Origin of the sequence: Rhizobium sp. R711 (assembly GCF_002211365.1) — a bacterium.
Lineage (GTDB): Bacteria > Pseudomonadota > Alphaproteobacteria > Rhizobiales > Rhizobiaceae > Rhizobium.
Window position 1 is genome coordinate 11623 of the sequence record NZ_LOKZ01000008.1, and the last position, 24400, is coordinate 36022.

A 24400-nucleotide genomic window follows, 5' to 3' on the forward strand; every position below is an offset into this window, starting at 1 on the left:
AGCAATGCCGATGACCTATGATCCCGCCAGTGCAAATCCGCTTGCCAACAATCCGCTGAAGACGCGTAAGGACATGGCACGCGCGCTTCGCGACCTCTTCGATCCGCTACTCCCCTACTTTTCCGCAGGCAATGCCCGCGTCCGGCTCGACGGCGCCGCTGCGCATTTCGACCGCGCTGCAGCGGATCTCGAGGGCTTTGCGCGGCCGCTCTGGGGGCTGGCACCCTTCGGTGCCGGCGGTGGCGACTTTGCCGAATGGCATCGTTTTGCCGAGGGCATTGCTAACGGCACGGATCCAAAGCATCCGGAATATTGGGGAACGGTCAACGGCCGCGACCAGCGCATGGTCGAGCTCGCGGCGCTCGGTTTTGCTCTGGCGCTCGTGCCGGAAAGGGTCTGGGAGCCGCTTGGCGGAAAGGCGCGCGACAACGTCGTCGCCTATCTCAAGCATGCGCGGCAGTTCGACTATGCCGACAACAACTGGAAATTCTTCCGCATCTTCGTCGACATCGCGCTCGACCGCGTCGGCGCCAATTTCGATCGCAGCCTGACCAAGCAATATCTCGAAGAACTTGAGGGCTTCTATATTGGCGACGGCTGGTACCGTGACGGCAACGTCCGCCGGATCGATCACTACATTCCGTTCGCCATGCACTTCTACGGCCTGATCTATTCCAAGCTCGTGGATGACGACTATGCACGGCGTTACCGCGAACGCGCCCACCTCTTTGCAAACGACTTCAGGCACTGGTTCGGCGCCGATGGGGCGACCATCCCGTTTGGCCGCAGCCTGACCTATCGCTTCGCTTGCGCCGGCTTCTGGTCGGCGCTTGCCTTTGCCGATCTTGAAGCGTTGCCCTGGGGCGAGATCAAGAGCCTGTGCCTTCAGCACCTGCGCTGGTGGAAGGATAAGCCGATGACCAATCGCGACGGCATTCTGTCGATCGGGTTCGGCTATCCCAACCTGCTGATGTCGGAGAACTACAATTCGGCCGGTTCGCCCTACTGGGCCTTCAAAGCATTCCTGCCGCTTGCGCTCGCCGAGGATCATCCCTTCTGGACAGCCGCGGAAGCGCCACCGGTTGAATCGGCCAGCGTCCTGCCGCAGCGCCATCCCGGCATGGTGCTGATGCGTGATCGTGGCGATGTCGTCGCGCTTTCCTCCGGCCAGGAGAACCTGCAAATGCGGTTCGGCACAGAGAAATACGCGAAATTCGCCTATTCCAGCCGCTATGGATTCAGCGTCGAGTCCGACGAGCGCAACTTCGCTGGCGCAGCCTTTGATTCTGCCCTCGCCTTCAGCGACGATGGCCTGCACTACCGCGTTCGCGAGACCAACCGGGAAGCCAAGCTTGCGGGTGAGGTTCTTTACTCCAAGTGGTCGCCGTTCCCGGATGTGGATGTCGAAACCTGGCTGGTACCCGCAGCCCCCTGGCACATCCGTATTCACCGCATCAACACCCCGCGACCGCTACAGACGGCGGAAGGCGGCTTTGCGATCGCGCGCCGTGATTTCGAACTCGACACACTGGTCGCTGAGGGCTCGAGCGCCTATGCGATCGGCGAAGACGACTTCAGCGGCATTCTCGACATCGGCTCGAAGGTGGCGCGCACGGGCCTGACGCAGAAGGCGCCGCCGAATACCAACATGATCGTCGCCAAGACGCTTGTGCCGCAATTGCGTGGCAAGATACCGGCAGGCCAGACGATGCTGATGAGTGCTGTCCTCGCTGCAAACGACACCGGCACCCTGGCTGGTGCCTGGACCCGCCCGCCGAAAGCCCCTGATACTGCCGAACTCGAAGCGCTTGTCGCAAAAGCAGGGATCAACGTCAGTGCCATCGAGGCGCCGGGGCAGATGCCATGAAGCACCCCTCGATCGCGCTTGCGATGCAGCCTTCGCGCACCGAACATGTTCTCTCGCCTGACGCCCTGCGTCGGCTCTGCGAAGTCGGACGCGTGCTCGACCCCGAACCGCTCGAGTGCTTCGACAGCGACCGGGCCAAGCGCATTCTCGCCGAGACGGAGGTGCTGGTTACCGGTTGGGGCTCGCCCTATGTCGGGCGGGAGGTTATTGCGGCTGCTCCACGCCTGCGGCTGATTGCGCATGCGGCCGGAACCGTGAAAGGAATTGTCGACGAACAGATATTCGATGCCGGCATTGCCGTGACCCATGCGGCCGAGGCGAACTCCGTTCCGGTTGCGGAGTTCACGCTTGCGGCAATCATCTTTGCCGGCAAGCAGGTGTTCCGTTTCCGCGACCTCTATGTGGCGGATCGCAATCGCGACCGGACACACGCGATGCAGCGGCTGGCGATCGGCAACTATCGCCGAACGGTCGGTATTGTCGGAGCGTCACGCATCGGTCGGCGCGTCATCGAACGACTGCGGCCCTTTGGATACCGCGTGCTTCTCTTCGATCCCACGATCGATCCCGGTGAGGCGATCGGCCTTGGAACAGAGAAGGTCGATCTGATCACGCTCATGAAGCAATCGGATATTGTCAGCCTGCACGCGCCATCATTGCCGTCGACGCGTCATATGATTGGAGCCGAAGAGCTGTCGCTGATGAAGGACGGCGCGACATTGATCAACACGGCACGCGGCTCCCTGGTCGACGAGACGGCACTGCTGAAGACGCTTGCCACCGGACGGATCGACGCGGTCATCGACGTCACCGAGCCGGAAATACCGGAGCCGATGTCGGCCTTTTACGATCTGCCGAATGTCTTCCTGACACCGCACATCGCCGGCGCCGTCGGATTGGAGCGCGGGCGGCTTGGAGACATGGCAGTCGATGAAATAGAGCGGTTCATCAAAGGCGAACCGCTCCTCTTTCAGATCCTGCGCCGCGATCTGGCACTTATCGCTTAGCCGGCTTTCAAACCGGCCGGCGCACTGGCTGCGACAATCTCCGGCATCAGGTCGGAGATCTTCACGACCTTGCCGGTGCGCGAACTTGTTAAAGCGGCAATGCCGCACAGCACGGACATGGCGCCCGCGCGCGTGCCGGCACGTTGACCGAGCTTGTCTTCCATACCCTGCTTGAAGATCATGTTGCGCATGCGGTTGTCGCCGCCGTAGTGGCCGCCCGCCGAATGCGGCACGACGATGCGTTCGACTGCGGGCTTGTCCTTCGGGAAATTGCGCACGAGCAGGATGGTGTCCTCGTCAGGCGTTTCCCAAGGCTGCTTCTCGTATTGGCGCAACTCGATTCGCCCACGCGTGCCGTTGAACGCGATGTGGTGGCCTTCGATCGGCTGGAAGGTGTTTAGCGAATAGGAGACATGGACATTGTTCTTGTAACGGATGCTGACGACCATCGTGTCGGGGATATCGATATCCTCGCGGTAGACGCAGCCGTCGCGGAAATAGCCGTCGATCTTCGAAGGATCTTCGTAAAGCGAGTCGAGAAAAGGATCGGCTTCTAGGTCGAGATAGTAATCACACTCGCCGGTGTGCGGACAGAGCTTGCAGCGCGGGCCGCGGAACGGCCCCTTGCGGCCGTAATTCTGCAGATCTGCAAAGGAGGTGACGGCATCCGGATCGCTGTCGAGATACCAGTTCAGGAGATCGAAGTGGTGCGTCGCCTTATGCACGAAAAGACTGCCGGAATTTTCCGCATAGGCATGCCAGCGGCGGAAATAGTCCGCGCCGTGCTTGGTGTCGAGGTACCAGTGGAAGTCGACCGAGGTGACGCGGCCAATCTCACCAGCGTTCAGCAGTTCCTTGATCTTGGCGGCCGTCGGCGCATAGCGATAGTTGAAGGAGACATCGACGCGCTTGCCTGTGCGCTTTTCGGCGTCGAGGATGCGACGGATCTTGTCGACTGCCGTGGTCATCGGCTTTTCCGTGATGACGTCGATGCCGGCTTCGAGCGCACGAACGACGATATCGTCATGGGTGTGATCAGGCGTACAGACGATGACGAGATCGACCTGCTGTTCGGCCAGCATGGCGTCGATATTCTCATAGATCGGCGCATTGCTGCCGATCATCGTGCGGGCCCGTTCGGCACGCAGCGAATTGGTGTCGACGATCGCAACGAGATCCACATGCTCGCGCCAGCCGGCAAGCAGTTCCTTGCCCCACATGGTGGTGCCGCGGTTTCCCGTTCCGATCAAGGCAAAGCGACGTTTCTCCATCGTATGATCCTCCTTCATGCGTCATGAAACGAAAATTGGTCCGGTGCCCAACACGTCGCGGCTCCCCAACTAGCGGGCCATATCAGGCTGTAACTAAATAGTTACCTGATGGCAGACGCCATCCACTGTCAATAGCCGATCGCGAATTTCGCAAGTCAGGCAGTAATCGACGCGAGGGTGACGTGGACGATGTGCCGCTCCCAGGCGTCGAGATTTCCCGGTTCGACCAGATCACGGCCGAAGATCGTCGAAAGCGTATATTGGTTGGAGAGGTAGAAGTATCCGAGCGAGGCAATCGTCAGGTAGACATTCAGCGGATCGGCGCTGGCAATAAAGACACCGGCCTTCTTGCCGCGCTCGAGCACCTCGGCAAGCTCCCCGATCAAATGCGAATGCAGTTCCTTGAGCCGGACGGATTGGCGCAGCCAGCGGGCGCGATGAAGGTTTTCGGTCCCGAGCAGGCTGAGGAATTCCGGATGCTTGAGAAAATAGCGCCAGGTGAACAGCGCCAGCTCGCCAATACCTTCCTGCGGCGTGCGATCACCGATATTGAGCTCGCGCTCGGCCGTGCGAATGCCGACATAGGCCTCCTCGAGCACCTTGAGATAGAGTTGCTCCTTGTCGCCGAAATAGTGGTAGAGCATCCGCTTGTTTGTACCGGCGCGCTCGGCGATCGCATCGACACGAGCCCCGCCCATGCCGTTTTCGGCAAACTCCTTGGTCGCCGCCTCGAGGATTGCCGCACGCGTCCGTTCCGGATCGCGCTGCAAGACACGCTCGGGCGACTGGCGCCTCACTCGCTTCTTTTCCCCACTTCCGCCGGCGCCTTCCATCTGCCCACCTTTCTTATTTCCCCATTGCGCTCATAGTACGTTGCGAACGAATTGTAAAAAACGAGAAGCATGAGGAGCACTATCATATCAGCGCTTGACAGCCTCAATGCTTCTCCATAGCTTGTAACCAATTAGTTATTTGTTGCAAGAGAAACCAGCAAGGAACGTGTGGAGGCGTTCCCCAAGGGAGGAGGAGAACAGATGACACTACGCGTAAGCAGACGTAATTTCATGGCGGGGGGAGCAACACTTCTTTCGATGTCCGCACTGGGTTCGAAGGCATTTGCCGCCGATTCCCGCCTGCGGCTTCTGTGGTGGGGTTCGCAGCCACGCGCCGACCGTACCAACAAGGTTTCGCAGCTCTATCAGACGAAGAATCCGGGAACGTCGATCACCGGCGAATTCCTGGGATGGGCAGACTACTGGCCGCGCCTGGCGACCCAGGTCGCCGGCCGCAATGCGCCCGACGTCATCCAGATGGATTATCGCTACATCGTCGAGTATGCGCGCCGCGGCGCACTTGCTCCACTTGAGTCCTACATGCCTGCCAAGCTCAATCTCGGCGATTTCGATCCGGCGCAGATCGAGGGCGGCAGTGTTGACGGGCACTTCTATGGTGTCAGCCTCGGCGCAAACGCCGCATCAACGGTGCTGAATACCGTCGCGTTCCAGGAAGCCGGTGTCGATCTGCCGACGCAGGCCACCACCTGGGAGGAATTCGGCAAGATCGGTGCCGAGATCACCAAGGCCGGCAAGCGCAAGGGCTTTTATGGTTTCGCCGACGGCAGCGGCAACGAACCTTTGCTGGAAAACTATCTGCGCCAGCGCGGCAAGGCGCTCTACTCAGCCGATTCCAAGATCGCCTTCGGCGCCGAAGAGGCTTCCGAATGGTTCGATATGTGGAGCAAGTTCCGCGAGGCCAAGGCCTGCGTACCGCCGGACGTTCAGGCTCTCAACAAGGACACGATCGACACGAGCCCCGTCACGCTCGGCAAGGCGGCTGCCGACTACGCGCACAGCAACCAGTTCGTGGGCTTCCAGGCCATGAGCAAGGACAAGCTAGCACTGAACAACTACCCACGCATCAAGCCGGATTCGAAGGGCGGCCACTACCGCAAGCCTTCGATGTTCTTCTCGGTATCCGCGCAGTCGAAGGTCGTCGACCAGGCCGTCGATTACGTCAATTTCTTCGTCACCAACCCCGATGCGGCTCTGGCGCTCGATGTCGAACGCGGCATTCCGGAATCGAAGGCGATGCGCGACGTCGTGGCAGCCAAGCTCGATGCGACAGGCAAGATCCCCCTCGCCTATGTCAGCGGCTTGGGTGACCTTGCCGGCAAGCTGCCGCCGCCGCCGCCCTCGGGCGCTGGCGAGGGCCAGGTGATGCTACGCACCATCGCTGAGCAAGTCGCATTTGGTCAGCTTTCCCCCGCCGATGGCGGCAAGCAACTGGTCGACGAGATCAGCCGCATTCTCGCCAAAGGCTGACGCGGATGAGTGATGTGATGCGCACGACCGCCCCGGACGCAATCAAGAGTAAATACGGGGCGGCGGCCGAGGGGCGTTTCAAACGCCTCTGGGCCGCCAATGCCCCCGGCTATCTCTTCCTTCTGCCGTGGCTGATCGGCTTCTTCGGGCTGACGCTCGGACCGGCCGTCATCTCGCTCTACCTCTCGTTCACGGATTTCGACATGATCCGGTCGGCCGAGTGGGTGGGAGCGGCAAACTACGTGCGCATCGCAACCGCCGACCCCAAGTTTGCCGCGGCAATGAGGGTCACGTTGACTTATGTGGTTCTGTCGGTGCCCTTCAAGCTGACCTTCGCGCTGCTGGTCGCGATGGCCCTCAACAAAGGCGTCCGCGGACTGCCGCTCTACCGCGCGATCTTCTACCTGCCGTCACTGCTCGGCGGTAGCGTGGCGATCGCTGTCCTCTGGCGACAACTCTTCGCCGGCGATGGCCTCGTTAATGCCGCGCTTGCCCATTTTGGCATCGAGGGACCGAGCTGGATCTCGCATCCGAGCTATTCGATCTACACGCTGGTGGCGCTGAGTGTCTGGCAGTTCGGTTCGCCGATGATCATCTTCCTTGCCGGTCTGCGCCAGATTCCGACCGACATGTATGAGGCCGCCAGCCTCGACGGCGCGTCCAAGTTCCGGCAATTCTACAAGATCACGCTGCCGCTTTTGACGCCTGTTATCTTCTTTAACGCCGTCGTTCAGACGATCGATGCCTTCAAGGCTTTCACGCCGGCCTTCATCATCTCCGGCGGCACCGGCGGACCGATCAACTCGACGCTGTTCTACACGCTCTATCTCTATCAGGAGGCTTTCGGAAACTTCCGTATGGGCTACGCCTCGGCGCTCGCTTGGATTCTCGTGCTGATCATCGCGATCTTCACGGCGTTTTCCTTCCTGACCTCGCGTTACTGGGTGCACTACGATGACTAACGGGATCACATCAGCTGCTGCGGCACCACCTTCCGATATCACCAAGCGCAGCCTTCCGGCGTCAATTGCGATCCATACGCTGCTGATCCTCGGCTCGTTGCTGATGCTCTATCCGCTGCTGTGGATGGTCTCGGCCTCGGTCCGCCCGGAAAACGAGATCTTCTCATCGACCTCGCTTATTCCGTCGTCGATCGATTTCTCGTCCTATTTGCGCGGGTGGACAGGGCTCGACATCACCTTCGGCCGGTTCTTCTGGAACTCGCTCGTTATCTCGGTGCTGACTGTCATCGGCAATGTCGTCGCCTGTTCGCTCGCAGCCTATGCCTTTGCACGCCTGCGTTTTGCCGGCCGGAACTTCTGGTTCGCAATCATGCTCGGCACGCTGATGATCCCGTATCACGTGACGCTCATTCCGCAGTATGTGCTGTTTCTCAATCTCGGCTGGGTCAACACCATCCTGCCGCTCGTGGTGCCGAAATTCCTGGCAAGCGACGCCTTCTTCATCTTCCTGATGGTGCAGTTCTTCCGCGGCATTCCGCGCGAACTCGACGAAGCCGCGATGATGGACGGCTGCAGTGCCTGGCGCATCTATTGGAAGATCATGCTGCCATTGTCGCTACCGGTTCTCGCGACCGCCGCGATCTTCTCCTTCATCTGGACCTGGGACGACTTCTTCGGCCCGCTGATCTACTTGAACGACATGAACACCTATACGATCCAGCTCGGTCTGCGCACCTTCGTCGACTCGACCAGCGCATCGGACTGGGGTGGGCTGTTTGCCATGTCGACGCTGACGCTGGTGCCGGTGTTCCTGTTCTTCCTGTTCTTCCAGCGGCTGCTGATCGAAGGCATCGCCACGACCGGCATGAAGCGCTGATGCAGTTACGGATATAGATCAATGAGTATCAAGAGAGTTGCGATCGTTGGCTGCGGCATCGGCCGTTCCCACATCGTCGAAGGCTACCTGCCGCATCCGGAAAAGTTCAAGGTCGTGGCGATCTGCGACCTCAACGAAGAGCGGCTGCGCGAGATCGGCGACGAGTTCGACATCGCCAAGCGCACGACCTCGTTTGCCGATGTGCTTGATGACGAGAGCGTCGACATCGTCGACATCTGCACGCCGCCCGGCATTCACCTAGAGCAGGTGGTCGCGGCGCTGGCAGTGGGCAAGCATGTCATCTGCGAGAAGCCGCTGACCGGCTCACTTTCCGGGGTCGACACGATCATGCAGGCGGAGAAGGCAGCCAAGGGAACGCTGATGCCGATCTTCCAGTATCGCTACGGCGACGGCATCGAGAAGGCGAAGCGGATCATTGAGGCCGGTATCGCAGGCAAGCCCTATATGGGCTCGGTGGAGACATTTTGGCTGCGCACGCCCGAATACTATTCCGTGCCGTGGCGCGGCAAATGGGCGACCGAGCTCGGCGGTGTGCTGGTGACGCACGCGCTGCATCTGCATGACATGCTGCTGCATCTGATGGGCCCGGTTTCGAAGGTCTTCGGCCGCGTCGCCACCCGGGTCAACGATATCGAGGTCGAGGACTGCGCCTCCGCCAGCCTTTTGATGCAGAATGGCGCCTTCGTATCGCTCTCGTGCACGCTTGGTTCGCAGGAGCAGATAAGCCGCCTGCGGCTGCATTTCGAGAACGTCACCTTCGAGAGCAACCACGAGCCCTATTCGCCGGGCAAGGATCCGTGGAAGATCATCGCCGCCAATGACGAGGTTCAGGCGCGCATCGACGCCGTCATCGGCGACTGGCAGCCGGTGGCGCCGCGTTTCACCACCCAGATGGAGCATTTCCATGCCTATCTCAGCGGCAACGGGCCGCTACCGGTGACGACAAGGGACGCGCGCCGCGCGCTGGAACTCGTCACCGCGATCTATCAATCGTCCGATACCGGCAACGAAGTCATCCTGCCGATCGGATCGGACAGCCCGAAGTACGCCGATTGGCGTGCTCGCACGAAGTAACGGACCAGGGAGGATCCTGAGATCATGGCAACAAGCGTCGTTCTCCAGAAGGTCGAAAAGCGCTACGGCGCCCTTGATGTTATCCACGGCATCGACCTAAAGATCGATCCCGGCGAGTTCGCGGTCTTTGTCGGCCCCTCGGGCTGCGGCAAGTCCACGCTGCTGCGTATGATCGCAGGCCTTGAGGAGATCACCGGCGGCGCGCTTCTGCTCGACAACGAGCGGATGAACGAAGTTGCGCCGGCCAAGCGCGGCATCGCAATGGTCTTCCAATCCTATGCGCTCTACCCGCATATGTCGGTTTACAAGAACCTTGCCTTCGGGCTTGAGACCGCCGGCTACAAGAAGGCCGAGATCCAGCCGAAGGTGAAGCGCGCCGCCGAAATCCTGCAGATCGAGAAGCTGCTGGAACGCAAGCCGAAGGCGCTCTCCGGCGGTCAGCGCCAACGCGTAGCGATCGGCCGCGCGATCGTGCGCGAGCCGCGCATCTTCCTCTTCGACGAGCCGCTCTCCAACCTCGACGCGGAACTGCGCGTGCAGATGCGCGTCGAGATCTCCCGCCTGCATCGCAGCCTCGGCAACACCATGATCTACGTCACCCACGACCAGGTGGAGGCCATGACCATGGCCGACAAGATCGTGGTGCTGAACTCCGGCCGCATCGAACAGGTCGGAGCGCCGCTCGACCTCTACAACAATCCCGCCAACCGCTTCGTGGCGGGCTTTATCGGCAGCCCGAAGATGAACTTCCTGCAGGCGAGGGTCGAGCAGGTCGGTGAGGCCGAGACGATCATCAACGTCTGCGGCAACGCCGTTCGCCTGCCGCGGCGGCTGAAGGCCGAAGCAGGCCAGACCATCACCTTCGGCATCCGTCCGGAACATCTTTCCGTACTCGAAAATAGCGGCATCACGCTTGCGACTGTCAACATCGACCTCGTCGAGAACCTTGGCGGCGCCACCATGCTCTATGCGAAGACCCCGGACGGACAGCAGTTGACGATTGCGCTCGACGGACAGCAGAAGGTCGAACGCGGAACGAACGTGAAAGCGTCCTTCGACCCGGCGCGGTGTCACGTCTTTGACGCATCAGGCGCCGCCATCTAGCGCGCTTGACAGCTGATCCCGCTCTGGCCATGATTTCAATAGGATAGGCCGCGAAGGGGAAAAGCGTGACGCCTGAAGATCGGATTCATGCGCTTGGCATATGGCAGGGTCCGATCGAAATTGTGCCTATTACCGGCGGCATTACCAATCGGAACTATCTGGTGCGGGATCGCACGGTTCGACGCGTTGTCCGGCTCGGAGAAGATATCCCGGTCCACCACATCAGCCGGCAGAACGAGCTTGCCGCAAGCCAGGCTGCACATGCTGCTGGGCTTTCGCCTGAAGTCATTCATCACGCGCCCGGTGTGCTCGTCCTCGACTATATCGAGTCGAAGGCGCTCTCCCCCGAGGACATTCGACGCCCCGAGATGTTGGAGCGCGTCATCCCGCTGGTGCGGGCCTGCCATCATGACATCGCCCGCGAATTTCGCGGTGCGGCGGCGATCTTCTGGGTATTCCATGTCATTCGCGATTACATCGCCAATCTGGAGGCCGCAAACAGCGCCTATCGCCGGCTTTTCCCGGATCTACTCGCCAAGGCCGAAACGTTGGAGGCCGCGGGCGGCCCGTTCGAGATCGCCTTCGGCCACAACGACATGCTGGCCGCCAACTTCCTCGATGACGGCAAGCGCCTGTGGCTGATCGACTGGGACTATGCGGGGTTCAACACACCGCTCTTCGATCTGGGCGGCCTTGCCTCCAACAGCGAGTTTTCCGAGGCGACCGAGCGATCCATGCTCGAGGCCTACTGCCGGATGCCGCTGAGTGCTGATCTCTGGCGGCGCTACCAGGCCATGAAATGCGCGTCGCTGCTGCGCGAGACATTATGGAGCATGGTCTCCGAAATCCACTCCATCATCGACTTCGACTACGCCGGCTATACGGCCGAGAACTTAGCGCGCTTCGAGCGCGCCTATGACGCTTTTGAACAGGATCGATAGTATGACGAAGGAATTGCCAAAGACCGCCAAGGCGGTCGTCATCGGCGGCGGGATCATCGGCTGCTCGACGGCTTATCATCTCGGCAAGCTCGGCTGGACGGATACGGTGCTGCTCGAGCGCAAGAAACTGACTTCGGGTACGACCTTCCATGCGGCCGGCCTCGTCGGCCAGTTGCGCACCAGCGCCAACATCACGCAACTGCTCGGCTATTCCGTCGATCTCTACAAGAAGCTCGAAGCCGAGACAGGACTCGGGACCGGCTGGAAGATGAATGGCGGCCTGCGCCTTGCCTGCAACGAGGAGCGCTGGACCGAGGTCAAGCGGCAGGCGACGACGGCGCAATCCTTCGGGCTCGACATGCAGCTGCTGACGCCGCAGGAGGCTTTCGATCTCTGGCCGCTGATGACAATCGATGACCTCGTCGGCGCCGCCTACCTACCGACCGATGGCCAGGCCAACCCGTCGGACATCACCCAGGCACTTGCCAGAGGCGCCCGCATGTCCGGCGTTTCGATCTTCGAGGATACCGAGGTGATCGACCTCGAGATCGAAAAGGGTCGGATCCGCGCTGTCATCACCGAGCATGGACGGATCGAATGTGAACGCGTCGTCGTCTGCGCCGGGCAGTGGACGCGAGCCTTTGCCGCCCGCTTCGGCGTCAATGTGCCGCTCGTCTCCGTCGAGCACCAGTATATCATCACCGAGTCTTTTGGTGTTCCCTCGAACCTGCCGACGCTGCGCGACCCCGACCGGCTGACCTACTACAAGGAAGAGGTCGGCGGCATCGTCATGGGCGGCTACGAGCCGAACCCGATCGCATGGGCGAAGGATGGTATTCCCGAGGGCTTCCACTACACGCTGCTCGACAGCAATTTCGATCATTTCGAACAGATCATGGAGCAGGCGCTTGGCCGAGTTCCGGCGCTGGAGAACGTCGGCGTCAAGCAGCTGCTGAACGGGCCGGAGAGCTTCACGCCCGATGGCAACTTCATTCTCGGCGAAGCGCCGGAGCTGAAGAACTTCTTCGTCGGCGCCGGCTTCAACGCCTTCGGTATCGCGTCCGGTGGCGGCGCCGGCATGGCGCTCGCCGAATGGGTTGCCAAGGGCGAGCCGCCCTACGATCTCTGGCCGGTCGATATCCGCCGCTTCGGCCGCCCGCACTTCGATACGGACTGGGTGCGTACCCGCACGCTTGAGGCCTACGGCAAGCACTACACGCTGGCCTTCCCCTTCGAGGAGTATTCCAGCGGTCGGCCGTGCCGCAAATCGCCGCTCTACGACCGCCTGAAGGCGCAGGGCGCCTGTTTCGGCGAAAAGCTTGGATGGGAGCGGCCGAACTGGTTTGCCGATCTCTTCGCCAACGAGGAGCCGAAGGATATCTACACCTACGATCGCCAGAATTGGTTCGAGGCCGTCGGGCGCGAGCACAAGGCCGTGCGTGAGGCCGCCGTGATCTTCGATCAGACGTCTTTCGCCAAATTCGTGTTGAAGGGGCGCGATGCCGAGGCTGCGCTTTCGTGGATCGCCTCCAACGATGTAGCAAAACCGGTCGGCTCGCTCGTCTACACGCAGATGCTAAACGACAAGGGCGGTATCGAATGCGATCTCACCTGCGCGCGCGTGGCCGACGACGAGTATTACATCGTGACCGGCACCGGTTTCGCGACGCATGACTTCGATTGGATCGCACGCAATATTCCTGACGGGATGCACGCGGAGCTCGTCGACGTCACCTCCGCCTATTCCGTCCTTTCGCTGATGGGGCCGAATGCGCGCGCAGTGCTCGAGAAGGTCACAAACAGCAACGTTTCCAATGCCGCATTCCCGTTCGGCCGCATCAAGACCATCGGTATCGCCGGCTGCCCCGTTCGGGCGCTGCGCATCACCTATGTCGGGGAACTCGGATACGAGCTGCATGTGCCGATCGAATACGCAACGACTGTTTATGACGCCTTGATGGCGGCGGGTGCTCCGCTGCAGCTCACCAATGCCGGCTACCGCGCCATCGAAAGCTGCCGCCTTGAGAAGGGCTATCGCGCCTGGGGTTCGGATATCGGCCCGGACCATACGCCCATCGAAGCCGGGCTTGGCTGGGCCGTGAAGACGAGAAAGAACACGCCGTTTCGGGGCCGCGAAGCGATCGAACAGCAGCTCGCGTCAGGCGTCAAGAAGATGCTGGCCTGCTTCGTGCCCGATGATCCCAATGTCGTGCTGCTTGGCCGCGAGACGATCTACCGCGACGGCAAGCGCATCGGCTGGCTCTCCAGCGGCGGCTTCGGCTACACGGTCGGCAAGTCGATCGGCTACGGCTATGTGCGCAATGTGGAAGACGTAAGCGAAGACTTCGTTCTGTCAGGCCGCTACGAACTCGACGTGGCTCGCGAGCGTGTCCCCTGCCGGGTTTCGCTGAAACCGTTGTACGATCCGGAGATGGTGAGGGTGAAGGCCTGATCAAGCGCGCATCGCGCCTTGGGCCCTCGTTCCTGTGCTTTTCATAAAAATCCAGCCACCGCGCGTCGGCGCGGTGAATGATTTACAAGCCGCGAAAAAGAGCCTCCGGAGCCTGAGGGCTTGGGTGTGTTCGATCCCTTTGACAAGCACAGGGACGACGCGTTGGAGGGCACCCCCGCCGAAACGGATTATCACCGCGGATGCGCCAATCGCGTGCCTCGAAAATCCATGCTGCGACGATCCTTCTCATCGCAGCACCCTTGTCAAAACAGCGGCAGCTTGTTGTCCTGGATCAGGATTTCCAGCTTGTTTACCACATCCTCCGTCCAGGCTACGTTGCCGGTCAGCGCTGCCGGGAAAAGGCCTGGTAACCCGAACAGGGCCTTCGACACGGCGCCGCCATTGCGCGGCACATTGGCCAGCAATGCGGCAATTTCCACCGCTCGGGGATCGCGCAATTCGTAGTTTTCGCCTTTCCTGTCAACGCCAAGGGCGTAGCGCATCCACGCAGCCACCGCGATCGCGTAGGTCTCAGCCTTCGCGCCATGCGTCAAAGCCTCGGTCGCAGGCTCCAGAAGACGCTGCGGCAGCTTTTGCGTGCCATCCATGGCGATCTGATAGGTGCGGTGGGCAATCGCCTTGTTTGCGAAGCGTGCGATCAACTCGTCGGCATAGGCATCAAGATCGATGCCCGGAACGGGATCGAGCGTGGCGGCGGCCGCATTCATGTGACGGCGTGCCAGAGCTGCAAGGCCGGTATCATCCATGACGTCGCGGATGAATTCATAGCCGCCTATGTAACCTAGATAGGCGAGCAGCGAATGCGCGCCGTTCAGCATCCGCAGCTTCATCTTTTCGTAAGCCGAGACTTCCTCGACCATCAGCGCGCCGGCCTTTTCCCATTCCGGGCGGCCGTTGGCGAAGTGATCCTCGATCACCCATTGCGTGAAGGGTTCGGTCTCGATCGCCGCCAGATCCTGCCGGCCCGTGAGCCTTTCGGCATCGCGATAGGTAGCATCCGTGCTTGCCGGCGTGATGCGATCGACCATGGTCGATGGGAAAGGTACATTCTCCTCGATCCACTGCCTCAGTTCCGGATCGATGCGAGCGGCAAACTCGAGCACGAGCCGCTTCAATACGGCGCCGTTGCTCGGCAGGTTATCGCAGCTGAGCGGTGTGAACGGTGCGATACCCTTGGCGCGGCGGCGCGCAAGACCTTCGACGAGATAGCCGATAACGCCGCGGGGCGCATGGCGGTTGGCAAGGTCGGCGGCAATATCTGGGTGCTTCAAGTCGAGCCCGCCTGTCGCGGAGTCGAAGCCGTAAGCCTTCTCGGTGACCGTCAGACTGACGATCTTGATCGCGGGATCCTCAAGCCGGGCAAGGAGATCGCCGGGATTGCGGGTCGCCACATGGGCGCGCAGGATCGGGCCGATGACATGCGCCGTCGTGCCCGAGGTGTCGCGCACGAGCATCGTATAGAGCCCGTTCTGCTCGTTCAGGTGATCGGCAACATCGGCCGTGCGCAGGCTTGCGACCTCGATGCCCCAGTCGCCGCCGGCTGCCGCAATCGCGGCATCTGTGAAGGGCGCGAAGTGGGCGCGAAAGAAGGCGCCCGGACCGAGATGCAGGATACCCGTCTTCAATGCCTTGCGATCGTAGCCGGGAAGCTTGGCTGTCGGCGCGAGGCCGGAAAGGCTCGTCAGACGTTCGGTCACAGCTTGTATGCCTTCTTTGCGTTTCCATAAGAGAGTTCGCCGGCGACGATCTCGGCTTCCTTGCGCGACATGCGGTGTTCGCTCACGAACTGCGCCAGGAACCGGCAGACTTCGCGGCGCCAGACATCGTGGCGGGCCGGGATCGACAGAAGCGCGCGCGTATCGTCGTTGAAGCCCGCCAGATTGGCGAATCCCGCCGTCTCGACCACCTGATCGAGATAGCGGCGGATGCCGTTCGGGCTGTCGTGGAACCACCAGGGCGGACCGATCATCAGGCATGGCCAATGGCCGGCCATCGGCGCCAACTCGCGCGCATAGCTCGTCTCGTCGAGCGTGAACAGTAGCACGCGCAGGCCCGGCGCATGACCGTATTTTGCGAGCATGGCGGAAAGTCCGCCAACCCAATCGGTCGGTGTCGGGATATCCGCACCCATGTTCGGACCGCGGGTCTGGAACAGTTCGCGATCGGTGTTGCGGCGCGACCCGGCATGGATCTGCATCGTCATGCCGTCTTCGGCCGAAAGCCCGGCCATCTCGGTCAGCATCTGGCCACGGAAAAGCTCCGCTTCGTCGGCGCTCAGCGTGCCCTTGTACGCCTTGTCGAGCAGGCGCTGCTTGTCGGCCAGCGGCAGGTCCGCGGTGAAGGCCGTCGGGACCCCATGGTCGGTGGCGGTCGCGCCGAATTGGCGGAAATAGGCACGGCGCTTGCGGTGGGCATCGATCAGCCCACCCCACTTCGTCACGTCGCAATCGGTCAATTCGCCGAGCCGAACGAGGTTTTCGCGGAAGCCGACGGCATCCGGGTCGGTGACGCTGTCTGGCCGATAGGTGGTACGGACGCGGCCGATCCAGCCGTCTTGCGCCATCTTCTGGTGGTGCACCAGCGGGTCGAGCGCGCCTTCGGTCGTCGCGATCGTCTCGATATCGAAACGCCTGTGCAGGGCACGCGGGCGGAATTCCGGCAGCGCCAGCTGAGCATTGATATGGTCGTAAAGCGCATCCGCATTTTCAGGCGTTAGCGGCTCTTCGCAGCCGAGAACGGCCGACATCGCGTGATCAACCCAGAGGCTGGAGGGCGTGCCGCGGAAGAGATGGTACTGCGCGGCGAAAGCGCGCCAGATGTCGCGTCCCTTGGCGACCGGCTTGCCGTCGAGGCGCGGAACGCCGAGATCATCGAGCTTGACGCCGACGCTATGCAACATACGGAAGAGATAGTGATCCGGAATGACGAGCAGCGAGGAGGCATCCTCGAACGGCTTGTCGTCGGCAAACCATGACGGCTCGGTATGCCCGTGCGGGCTTACGATCGGCAGCGCGCGAACCATCTCGTAAAGATCCCGCGCGATCGTGCGTGTTGCCGGATCGGCCGGAAAGAGCCGGTCCGGATGAAGAAAGCCGTTTCCAACATCCATCTAGAATTCCTCCTGAGAGCTATCGGCCTACCCCACAAGACGGAACGCGGCAAGGGCTTTTAGTAACCAAACAGTTCGCTTTTGCGAATCGCTCCGTTCAACCCTCGAAACGATTGACCGCGCGAACTATTTCCGCTTTTCAGATGCGGACGAAATTGGCCGCTTGCGGCAAGGAGGTTCCATGTCCGAAGAGACAAGCCGCGTGACGAAGCTCGAGGAAATCGTCGCTCACCAGGCAAAGACGATCGAAGAGTTGTCCGACCAGCTGGCCGAACAATGGAAGGTCGTTGAGCAAACGCGCGCCAAGCTCGATAGGCTGACGGAGCGGTTTTTGTCGCTTGAGGAGCGATCGCTGGAAGCCCCGGCAATTACACGGCCGCCGCACTACTAAGCAAAGCTCCCACCCTTGTTCTTGGCAGCCGGAATGCCTATTAAAAGGGGCGTGAGGACGACCTCCCCCTCCATGGGCATCAACTCGGGACGACCCGAATATTCCCATTGGGGTAATCATGCGGAAGACCGCGGATCGTATCCGTCACGCCATCAGCTTCGAAATCATCGGATTAGCGCTCGTCACGCCGCTCGGGGCACTCGCCTTCGGCATGCCCATGGCCGATATCGGCGTGGTCGGCGTTGCCGGCGCGACGCTGGCGACGGTTTGGAACTACATCTACAATCTCGGCTTCGATCACCTGATTAAGCGTCTGACCGGCGGCACGCAAAAGAGTGTCGCAATGCGCCTGTTGCATGCCGTGATGTTCGAGACGGGATTGCTTTTGGCGCTTCTGCCGATGATCGCCTGGTACCTTGGGATCAGTGTCGTTCAAGCGCTGATGATGGACGTATCCTTCGCGCTTTTCTATGTGGTCTACGCCTTCGTCTTCAACTGGGCCTATGACCGGGTCTTCCCGCTGCCGGACTGGCAGCCAGCCGCCGAGGAATCATAGGCCCGTTTTGCTGGCCAAAAGAAAACGGGACCGCCGTTGCCAGCGATCCCGTTGATTTTCAAGGCGTGAGCGATCCAGCGATCAGACATTGCCCATGCAGAGATATTTCATCTCGAGATAGTCGTCGGCGCCGTGACGCGAGCCTTCGCGGCCAAGGCCGGATTGCTTGATGCCTCCGAATGGCGCCGTTTCCGCCGACATCAGGCCAGTGTTGATGCCGACCATGCCGTATTCCAGCGCCTCGGCGACACGCCAGACCTTCTTCAGGTCGCCGGCGAAGAAGTAGGCGGCGAGGCCAAACTCGGTGTCGTTGGCCTGCGCGATCACATCTTCCACAGTATCGAAACGGAAGAGCGGGGCGACCGGACCGAAGGTCTCTTCGCGCGCGACCGTCATCTCGCGGGTAACACCGGTGAGCACTGTTGGCGTGAAGAAGGTGCCTGCACCCTCGATGCGCTTGCCGCCCGTGACGATCCTCGCGCCCTTCGACACCGCATCCGCGACGTGGCTTTCCACCTTCGCCAGTCCCTGCTCATCGATCAACGGGCCGATCGTCACGCCAGCCTTGAAGCCGTCGCCGACGGACATTTCTCCCACCTTCGCGGCGAGCTTGGCGGCAAAGGCATCGTAGACGCCGGATTGCACGTAGAGGCGGTTGGCGCAGACACAGGTCTGGCCGGCATTGCGGTACTTCGACGCCAGAGCGCCTTCGACTGCAGCGTCGAGATCCGCATCGTCGAAGACGATGAAGGGCGCATTGCCGCCGAGTTCGAGGCTGATCTTCTTGATCTGATCGGCGCACTGGCGCATCAGGATGCGGCCAACCTCCGTCGAGCCGGTGAAGCTGATCTTTCGCACCTTGTCGTTGCCACAGAGTTCCTTGCCGATCGCCGGGCCGTCTTCGCCAACGATGACGTTAAAGACGCCGGCGGGAATACCAGCCTGCTCGGCGAGAACGGCAAGCGCCAGCGCCGACAGCGGCGTCTGTTCGGCCGGCTTGGAAACGACGGTGCAGCCAACGGCGAGCGCCGGAGCGATCTTGCGGGTGATCATCGCGGCCGGGAAATTCCAGGGCGTGATGGTGCCAACGACACCAACGGGCTGCTTGATGACGATCATGCGCTTGTCGTTCGAGGGCGCGGGGATCGTTTCGCCATAGATACGCTTGGCTTCCTCCGCATACCATTCGACATAGGCTGCGGCGTAAAGAATTTCGCCGCGAGCCTCCGCGAAGGGCTTGCCCATTTCAGCCGTCAGGATCGCCGCCAGCTCGTCGGCATGGGCGACCATCAGATCGAACCACTTACGCAGGATTCCGGCGCGTTCCTTGGCGGGACGGGCCGCCCAGGCCGGCTGCGCGGCATAGGCGGCATCGATTGCTTCCCGCGTTTCGGCAGCGCCCATGTCGGGCAATGAGGCGAGAACCTCACCGGTAGCAGGATTGAGGACGTCGAAGGTCTTGGTCGCCCCACCAGCCGTCCAGATACCGTTAATGTAACCGGCGTCGCGCAGGAAAGGCGAGGAGAAGGAAACGTGTTTTGTCAGTGCAGTCGTGAATGCCATGTCATGTAACTCCAGGCAAAGAGGTTATCGCCTTACTTGCCGCTTGCCTCGAGGATCGAGGCTTCCAGAATGTCGAGCGCTTCGCCGAATACGCTGTCCTGAATCGTGATCGGGGCGAGGAAACGGATGACGTTTCCGTGCACACCGCAGGTCAGAAGGATCAGGCCCTTCTCCAGCGCGATCAGGCGCACCTTGTTGGCGAATTCGGCGCTCGGCAGCTTCGTCGTCTTGTCGTTGAATTCGACGGCGTTCATGAAGCCCGGACCGCGGATGTCGACGATCTCGGGCGCTCTTTCGCGAAGCGATTCCAGTCGCTGCTTGAGCCGGCTGCCAAGCTGATTGGCACGGTTGCAGAGATCCTCATCCTTGATGACGTCAAGAACCGCATGAGCGGCCGCGATGCCGAGCGGATTGCCGCCATAGGTGCCGCCAAGACCGCCCGGTCCCGGCGCATCCATGATCTCGGCGCGACCGGTGACGGCTGCGAGCGGGAAGCCGCCGGCGAGGCTCTTGGCCATTGTCATCATGTCGGGCGCGACCTCGTGATGATCCATCGCAAACAGCTTGCCGGTCCGGGCAAAGCCGGTCTGGACCTCATCGGCGATCAGCAGGATGCCATGCTGGTCGCAGATCTCGCGCAGCGCCTTCATGAAGGAGGCCGGCGCCGAGTAGAAACCACCCTCGCCCTGGACCGGCTCGATGATGATGGCGGCGACGCGCTGCGGATCGACATCGGCGGCAAACAGCTTCTTCAGCGCGCCGAGCGACTGATCCGGCGTCACGCCATGGAGTTCGACCGGGAACGGAACGTGGAAGACATCGCCCGGCATTGCGCCGAAACCGACCTTGTAGGGAACGACCTTGCCTGTCAGCGCCATGCCCATGAAGGTGCGGCCATGGAACCCGCCGCCAAAGGCGATGACGGCGGAGCGACCGGTCGCGGCACGCGCGATTTTCACGGCATTCTCGACGGCTTCGGCGCCCGTCGTGACGAAGATCGTCTTCTTCTCGAAATTGCCGGGCGTCAGCGCATTCAGGCGCTCGGCAAGATGTACGTAGTTTTCGTAGGGGACGACCTGATGGCAGGTATGGGTGAAGTGATCGAGCTGTTCCTTGACGGCAGCGATCACGCGCGGGTGGCGATGACCGGTGTTGAGAACGGCGATACCTGCCGCGAAATCGATATAGCGGCGACCTTCCTTGTCCCAGATTTCGGCGTTCTCTGCGCGATCGGCATAGATCTGCGTGGTCATGCCAACGCCGCGCGAAATGGCAGCATTCTTCCGGTCTGTAAGAGTGGTCGCGGTCATCGGTGCGTTCCTGCGCTTTGGAATGAGTTGAAAACGATCTTGCATAACTTCTGCAAGATATGTACAAAACTCCTACATTTTTCCTGCAAGAAAGCAAGCGGCATTTTCCGCTTCAAACCGTCGCCGTTTTCGGCGATGGTCGACTCAAGAAACGAAGGCCGGAGAGGCCTCAAGAAGACAAACGAACCGGGAATATTTGGCTTATGAACAATGGGACGCCCGTGCGCTACAAGGTAGCGGAGGCGGCAAAATCGGCGGGCGTTTCCGCATCCACCTTGCGTCTTTGGGAAAGCCAGGGGCTTGTCGTTCCGGACCGCTCGGACACCGGACACCGGCAATACAGCACCGAAGACGTCGCGCGAATCAAGAAGATAGCCTGGTATCGAACCGAGCGCGGACTCAATCCGGCGGCCATTCGCGAGGCGCTGGAAAGCGAGGAACCGTCGGAAAGCTCGGAAACAGCGGACTCTTCGGATCTCGGACGGCGGCTGCGCAGCCTGCGCCATGGCGCGGGTAAGACGCTGGATCAGGTCGCGGGCGACATCGGCCTTGCTGCCTCGACGCTGTCGACTCTGGAGCGCACGTCCCAGGGGGTGAGCTTCAAGACGCTGCACGACCTCGCCGAATATTACGGCACCACGGTTTCTCGCCTGTCCGGGGAGGAACGCGACGACGTGCCTGCGGTCGTTCGTGCCGGCGCCTGGCGCACATGGCCGGAAACGACGCCCGGTGTTACCGTCCAGCTTCTGGCCGAAGGGCGCACGATGATGGATTGCCACCGTTTCGTGCTCGCGCCCGGCGCGGCAAGCGAAGGCGCCTATCGCCACGAGGGCGAGGAGTTTATGCACGTGCTCTCCGGGCGGCTGGAACTGGTGCTGGATTCCGATCAATTCTTCGACCTTGGGCCGGGCGATTCGCTCTACTTCGAGAGCCGCCGCTACCATTCCTGGCGCAACCGTCACGACGGCGAAACTATCGTCCTCTGGATCAATACGCCGCCGACATTCTGAAACCTTGGCGGTATCGTCTGCGGTGACTTTGCGCTATAGCGCCACAAGTGACAGTTTGAGTGAGAGACGAGATCGATGGCAGCCACCATACGTTACCATGAAGGTGATATCTCCGCGGCGGATGCTGCGCGCTACACCGGAGCCATTGCGATCGATACCGAAACGCTCGGCCTCGTGCCGCGCCGGGACAGGCTTTGCGTCGTCCAACTCTCGCCGGGCGACGGTTCGGCTGATGTCATCCGCATCGCTGCCGGCCAGAAAGACGCACCGAACCTGGTTGCGATGCTGGCGGATCCTTCCCGCCAGAAGATCTTCCACTACGGCCGCTTCGACATCGCGGTTCTGTTCCATACGTTCGGAGTCACCGCCCAGCCGGTGTTCTGCACGAAGATTGCCTCGCGCCTTTGCCGCACCTACACCGATCGGCACGGCCTCAAGGATAATCTCAAGGAAATGCTTGAGGTCGATATTTCCAAGGCGCAGCAGTCTTCCGACTGGGCGGCAGCAACTCTGTCGCAAGCCCAGCTGGAGTACGCCGCCTCCGACGTCCTCTACCTGCATGCGTTGCGTGACAAGCTGACTGAACGGCTGGTGCGCGACGGCCGCATGGATCACGCCAATGCCTGCTTCCAATTCCTTCCGACACGGGCCAAGCTCGACCTGCTCGGCTGGGAAGAAGCCGACATCTTCGCGCATAGCTGAGACATTTCTGGATTTTGGACAGACAGGACCGGGGGTGTGGCCCAACCGCGCACCGGCCATTAGCGATTCGTTAACCGCCGCGTCGTTAAATTGTTTACCAATTTTTATGCATTCGACGGCGCAATGGAGCGTCACGTCGCGCAGCAAGGAACTGCCGGGGAATGCGACGGGCCGGATGAGCGCGGCCTTCTTGTAACCTGCTTTCATCGCACTTTACGAAAGAAGGAGCATGACATGTTGACTCCGGTTCGTGCAGCGTCAAATGCAAGTTTATCTTCCCAGGGGCAGACGGCCGCCGTGAGCACTGACGGCCTCGTGCGCGCTGCCAGCACCGTTGCTCCGGTCCACCAGATCCAGGGCGCGGATCTTAATTCCTCCGTTGCCGGCAAACTCAACATCCTGCTGCTGGCCGTGCGTGCACGCATGGTCGACGCCCTTCTTGATGTCCTCAATGCGACCAGCCAGGTGCTTTCAATCCCGCGGGAGGAAGATGAAACCGATCTGGCCTTTGCCTCCCGTCTGGCGGCCGCGATTCAGAAATTGCCGTCGGCGAAAATCGAACAGGTAGAGCGTCAGCTTGCAATGCAAGGCCATGCAGTCCCGCTTCGGTTGCTCGCCGAGGCACTGCGAAACCCGGCCGGACCGGAAGCCGCCCGCATCGCCACCTATCTCGAAACCATTCGTTACAAGGATCGCGATCTGGCTGCCCGCGCCGTCGTTCGCTCCTACGGCCAGAACGATGCCTCGCCGGTGCGCCAGGAGCAGCGGACCGAAATCAGCATCCATCGGGACAATCTTGCTGACGCGGCGCGGGCTCCGGTTACGGCGAGGCAGGAGCCGGAAGCTCCGCAACCGCGGACGGCGCTCGTTGCCGCCGCGTATCTCAATGCAGATGGCGAGCCCGTCCAACTCATCAAAGGATCTGTCTCCACCGACAGGCCAATCGCCGAAGCGGCTGTCGAGGCGACCGGCGAAGAAGCGCTCCCCGAGCTCGGCGAAGTCTTGCTGGAGAGCGTGGCGTCCAGCGAAAAGGCCGAGGCGGCCCATGAAACCATGCACGCAGACACGAACGGAGCGGTATCCAAGGGCGATCCCATCATTCCGAAGAGTTGGGCGGCGATACCTGCGTCCCTGTCGGACGATACAACGAAACTGATCGTGACAATTATTCAGGACCAGGAAACGGAATCACTGCTCGAGGCAGCCGAACCGGATCCGGCAGTCGAAATCGACATCATCCTCGATGAGACGATCCTGGCCGATCTGCCGGAGGAGTTGACTGCACTGCCTGATCGCGCGCTGCCCCTGCCGGAAGGCATGGCACGCCAGTCACCGCTCGTGGCAGAACAGCCGGCAGGCGAAGCAGCTATCGCAACCGCGAAAAAACATCAGGCTCCGGAAGTCCAGGGCCCGCTGATCGTGCAGCAGGCCATCGACGAAACCTATGTGCCGGTGCTGATGAAGATTGTCGAGGGCGTACCCTACGCGATGCAGCCCTACGAATTCTCAAAGGACAAGGTTGACGATAGCGGCGCCCGCGAGATGTACCGCGAAGACCACAATGGCGGCGAGCCGTCGGAGCAAGATGCGGAGCAGCACGGCGAACCGTCGGAGGAGGAAGGAACGGGTCTCGCCACCGACGACGAAGTCGCAGAGGCTCTGACCTCCCGGGAAAGTCAGATCAAGGCGGGAACACCGCCTCACCGACCGGCGCCGCCGCTGCCGATGGCTGCAAATGCGGACGAGGCCTATATGCTCTACCGGCGCAAGGTCGACTGGGAATAGCCAGCCACACTTGCATGGACAGCACAAATGCAAAGAACCCGCCGGATCACTCCGGC

General features: G+C 61.2%; 20 protein-coding genes. 14 read left to right on the top strand and 6 right to left on the bottom strand.

Features of this window, described 5'->3' with window-relative positions:
• Positions 1-10 precede the first annotated feature (10 nt).
• Positions 11-1867 carry a DUF2264 domain-containing protein gene (locus tag ATY80_RS11325; protein ID WP_088692527.1) on the top strand — a complete coding sequence of 619 codons (1857 nt, stop codon included), beginning with the start codon at positions 11-13 and terminating at the stop codon, positions 1865-1867.
• The gene (locus tag ATY80_RS11330; protein ID WP_088692528.1) at positions 1864-2874 is read left to right on the top strand and encodes a hydroxyacid dehydrogenase; all 1011 of its coding nucleotides are present in this window, start codon (positions 1864-1866) and stop codon (positions 2872-2874) included. The genes ATY80_RS11325 and ATY80_RS11330 overlap by 4 nt, the downstream gene beginning before the upstream one ends.
• Here the strand turns inward: ATY80_RS11330 and ATY80_RS11335 are convergent.
• Together ATY80_RS11335 and ATY80_RS11340 are read right to left on the bottom strand one after the other, a co-directional pair.
• On the bottom strand, positions 2871-4145 hold the full coding sequence (locus tag ATY80_RS11335) for a Gfo/Idh/MocA family oxidoreductase (RefSeq protein WP_088692529.1): 1275 nt from the start codon (positions 4143-4145) through the stop codon (positions 2871-2873). The two genes, ATY80_RS11330 and ATY80_RS11335, sit on opposite strands and share 4 nt — an antisense overlap.
• Before the next feature lie 155 nt (positions 4146-4300).
• Positions 4301-4978 (bottom strand): TetR/AcrR family transcriptional regulator, encoded by a 678-nt coding sequence (locus tag ATY80_RS11340; protein WP_088692530.1) that lies wholly within the window; start codon positions 4976-4978, stop codon positions 4301-4303.
• 201 nt (positions 4979-5179) lie between these two features.
• On the opposite strand from ATY80_RS11340, the gene ATY80_RS11345 reads away from it, so the two are divergent.
• From ATY80_RS11345 to ATY80_RS11375, 7 genes are all read left to right on the top strand, one after another.
• Positions 5180-6466: an ABC transporter substrate-binding protein gene (locus tag ATY80_RS11345; RefSeq protein ID WP_088692531.1), complete on the top strand. Its 1287-nt coding sequence runs from the start codon at positions 5180-5182 to the stop codon at positions 6464-6466.
• A 5-nt stretch (positions 6467-6471) separates the two neighbouring features.
• Positions 6472-7428 (top strand): sugar ABC transporter permease, encoded by a 957-nt coding sequence (locus ATY80_RS11350; protein WP_088692532.1) that lies wholly within the window; start codon positions 6472-6474, stop codon positions 7426-7428.
• Positions 7421-8305, top strand: coding sequence for a carbohydrate ABC transporter permease (locus tag ATY80_RS11355; protein ID WP_088692533.1), 885 nt, complete (start codon positions 7421-7423; stop codon positions 8303-8305). The genes ATY80_RS11350 and ATY80_RS11355 overlap by 8 nt, the downstream gene beginning before the upstream one ends.
• A gap of 21 nt (positions 8306-8326) precedes the next feature.
• The gene (locus ATY80_RS11360; protein WP_088692534.1) at positions 8327-9400 is read left to right on the top strand and encodes a Gfo/Idh/MocA family oxidoreductase; all 1074 of its coding nucleotides are present in this window, start codon (positions 8327-8329) and stop codon (positions 9398-9400) included.
• Positions 9401-9424: 24 nt separating this feature from the next.
• Positions 9425-10504, top strand: a complete 1080-nt coding sequence (gene ugpC, locus ATY80_RS11365; protein ID WP_088692535.1) for a sn-glycerol-3-phosphate ABC transporter ATP-binding protein UgpC — start codon at positions 9425-9427, stop codon at positions 10502-10504.
• A 65-nt stretch (positions 10505-10569) separates the two neighbouring features.
• Positions 10570-11445 carry a phosphotransferase gene (locus ATY80_RS11370; RefSeq protein WP_088692536.1) on the top strand — a complete coding sequence of 292 codons (876 nt, stop codon included), beginning with the start codon at positions 10570-10572 and terminating at the stop codon, positions 11443-11445.
• Between the two features lies 1 nt (position 11446).
• Positions 11447-13897: an FAD-dependent oxidoreductase gene (locus tag ATY80_RS11375; RefSeq protein ID WP_088692537.1), complete on the top strand. Its 2451-nt coding sequence runs from the start codon at positions 11447-11449 to the stop codon at positions 13895-13897.
• A 263-nt stretch (positions 13898-14160) separates the two neighbouring features.
• On the opposite strand, the gene ATY80_RS11380 is transcribed toward ATY80_RS11375, so the two are convergent.
• Together ATY80_RS11380 and uxaC are read right to left on the bottom strand one after the other, a co-directional pair.
• Positions 14161-15615, bottom strand: a complete 1455-nt coding sequence (locus ATY80_RS11380) for a mannitol dehydrogenase family protein (RefSeq protein ID WP_088692538.1) — start codon at positions 15613-15615, stop codon at positions 14161-14163.
• A complete protein-coding gene (uxaC, locus tag ATY80_RS11385) occupies positions 15612-17027 on the bottom strand; it encodes a glucuronate isomerase (RefSeq protein WP_088692539.1) in 1416 nt (471 codons plus the stop codon). Before uxaC ends, ATY80_RS11380 begins: the two co-directional genes overlap by 4 nt.
• 181 nt (positions 17028-17208) lie before the next feature.
• Between uxaC and ATY80_RS11390 the strand changes: the two genes are divergently transcribed.
• Together ATY80_RS11390 and ATY80_RS11395 are read left to right on the top strand one after the other, a co-directional pair.
• A complete protein-coding gene (locus ATY80_RS11390; RefSeq protein WP_088692540.1) occupies positions 17209-17418 on the top strand; it encodes a SlyX family protein in 210 nt (69 codons plus the stop codon).
• A 118-nt stretch (positions 17419-17536) separates the two neighbouring features.
• Positions 17537-17974: a PACE efflux transporter gene (locus ATY80_RS11395; protein ID WP_088692541.1), complete on the top strand. Its 438-nt coding sequence runs from the start codon at positions 17537-17539 to the stop codon at positions 17972-17974.
• An 81-nt stretch (positions 17975-18055) separates the two neighbouring features.
• Here the strand turns inward: ATY80_RS11395 and ATY80_RS11400 are convergent, their stop codons facing one another.
• Both ATY80_RS11400 and ATY80_RS11405 read right to left on the bottom strand, forming a co-directional pair.
• The gene (locus tag ATY80_RS11400) at positions 18056-19537 is read right to left on the bottom strand and encodes an NAD-dependent succinate-semialdehyde dehydrogenase (RefSeq protein ID WP_088692542.1); all 1482 of its coding nucleotides are present in this window, start codon (positions 19535-19537) and stop codon (positions 18056-18058) included.
• A 32-nt stretch (positions 19538-19569) separates the two neighbouring features.
• Positions 19570-20847: a 4-aminobutyrate--2-oxoglutarate transaminase gene (locus ATY80_RS11405; RefSeq protein ID WP_088692627.1), complete on the bottom strand. Its 1278-nt coding sequence runs from the start codon at positions 20845-20847 to the stop codon at positions 19570-19572.
• Positions 20848-21050: 203 nt separating this feature from the next.
• On the opposite strand from ATY80_RS11405, the gene ATY80_RS11410 reads away from it, so the two are divergent.
• The 3 genes from ATY80_RS11410 to ATY80_RS11420 all read left to right on the top strand — a co-directional run bounded on the left by ATY80_RS11410 (position 21051) and on the right by ATY80_RS11420 (position 24344).
• Positions 21051-21857 (top strand): MerR family transcriptional regulator, encoded by an 807-nt coding sequence (locus ATY80_RS11410; protein WP_088692628.1) that lies wholly within the window; start codon positions 21051-21053, stop codon positions 21855-21857.
• 75 nt (positions 21858-21932) lie between these two features.
• Complete coding sequence (locus tag ATY80_RS11415) at positions 21933-22559, top strand: ribonuclease D (protein WP_088692543.1); 627 nt, start codon at positions 21933-21935, stop codon at positions 22557-22559.
• A 234-nt stretch (positions 22560-22793) separates the two neighbouring features.
• Positions 22794-24344, top strand: coding sequence for a hypothetical protein (locus ATY80_RS11420; protein WP_088692544.1), 1551 nt, complete (start codon positions 22794-22796; stop codon positions 24342-24344).
• Positions 24345-24400: the final 56 nt, after the last annotated feature.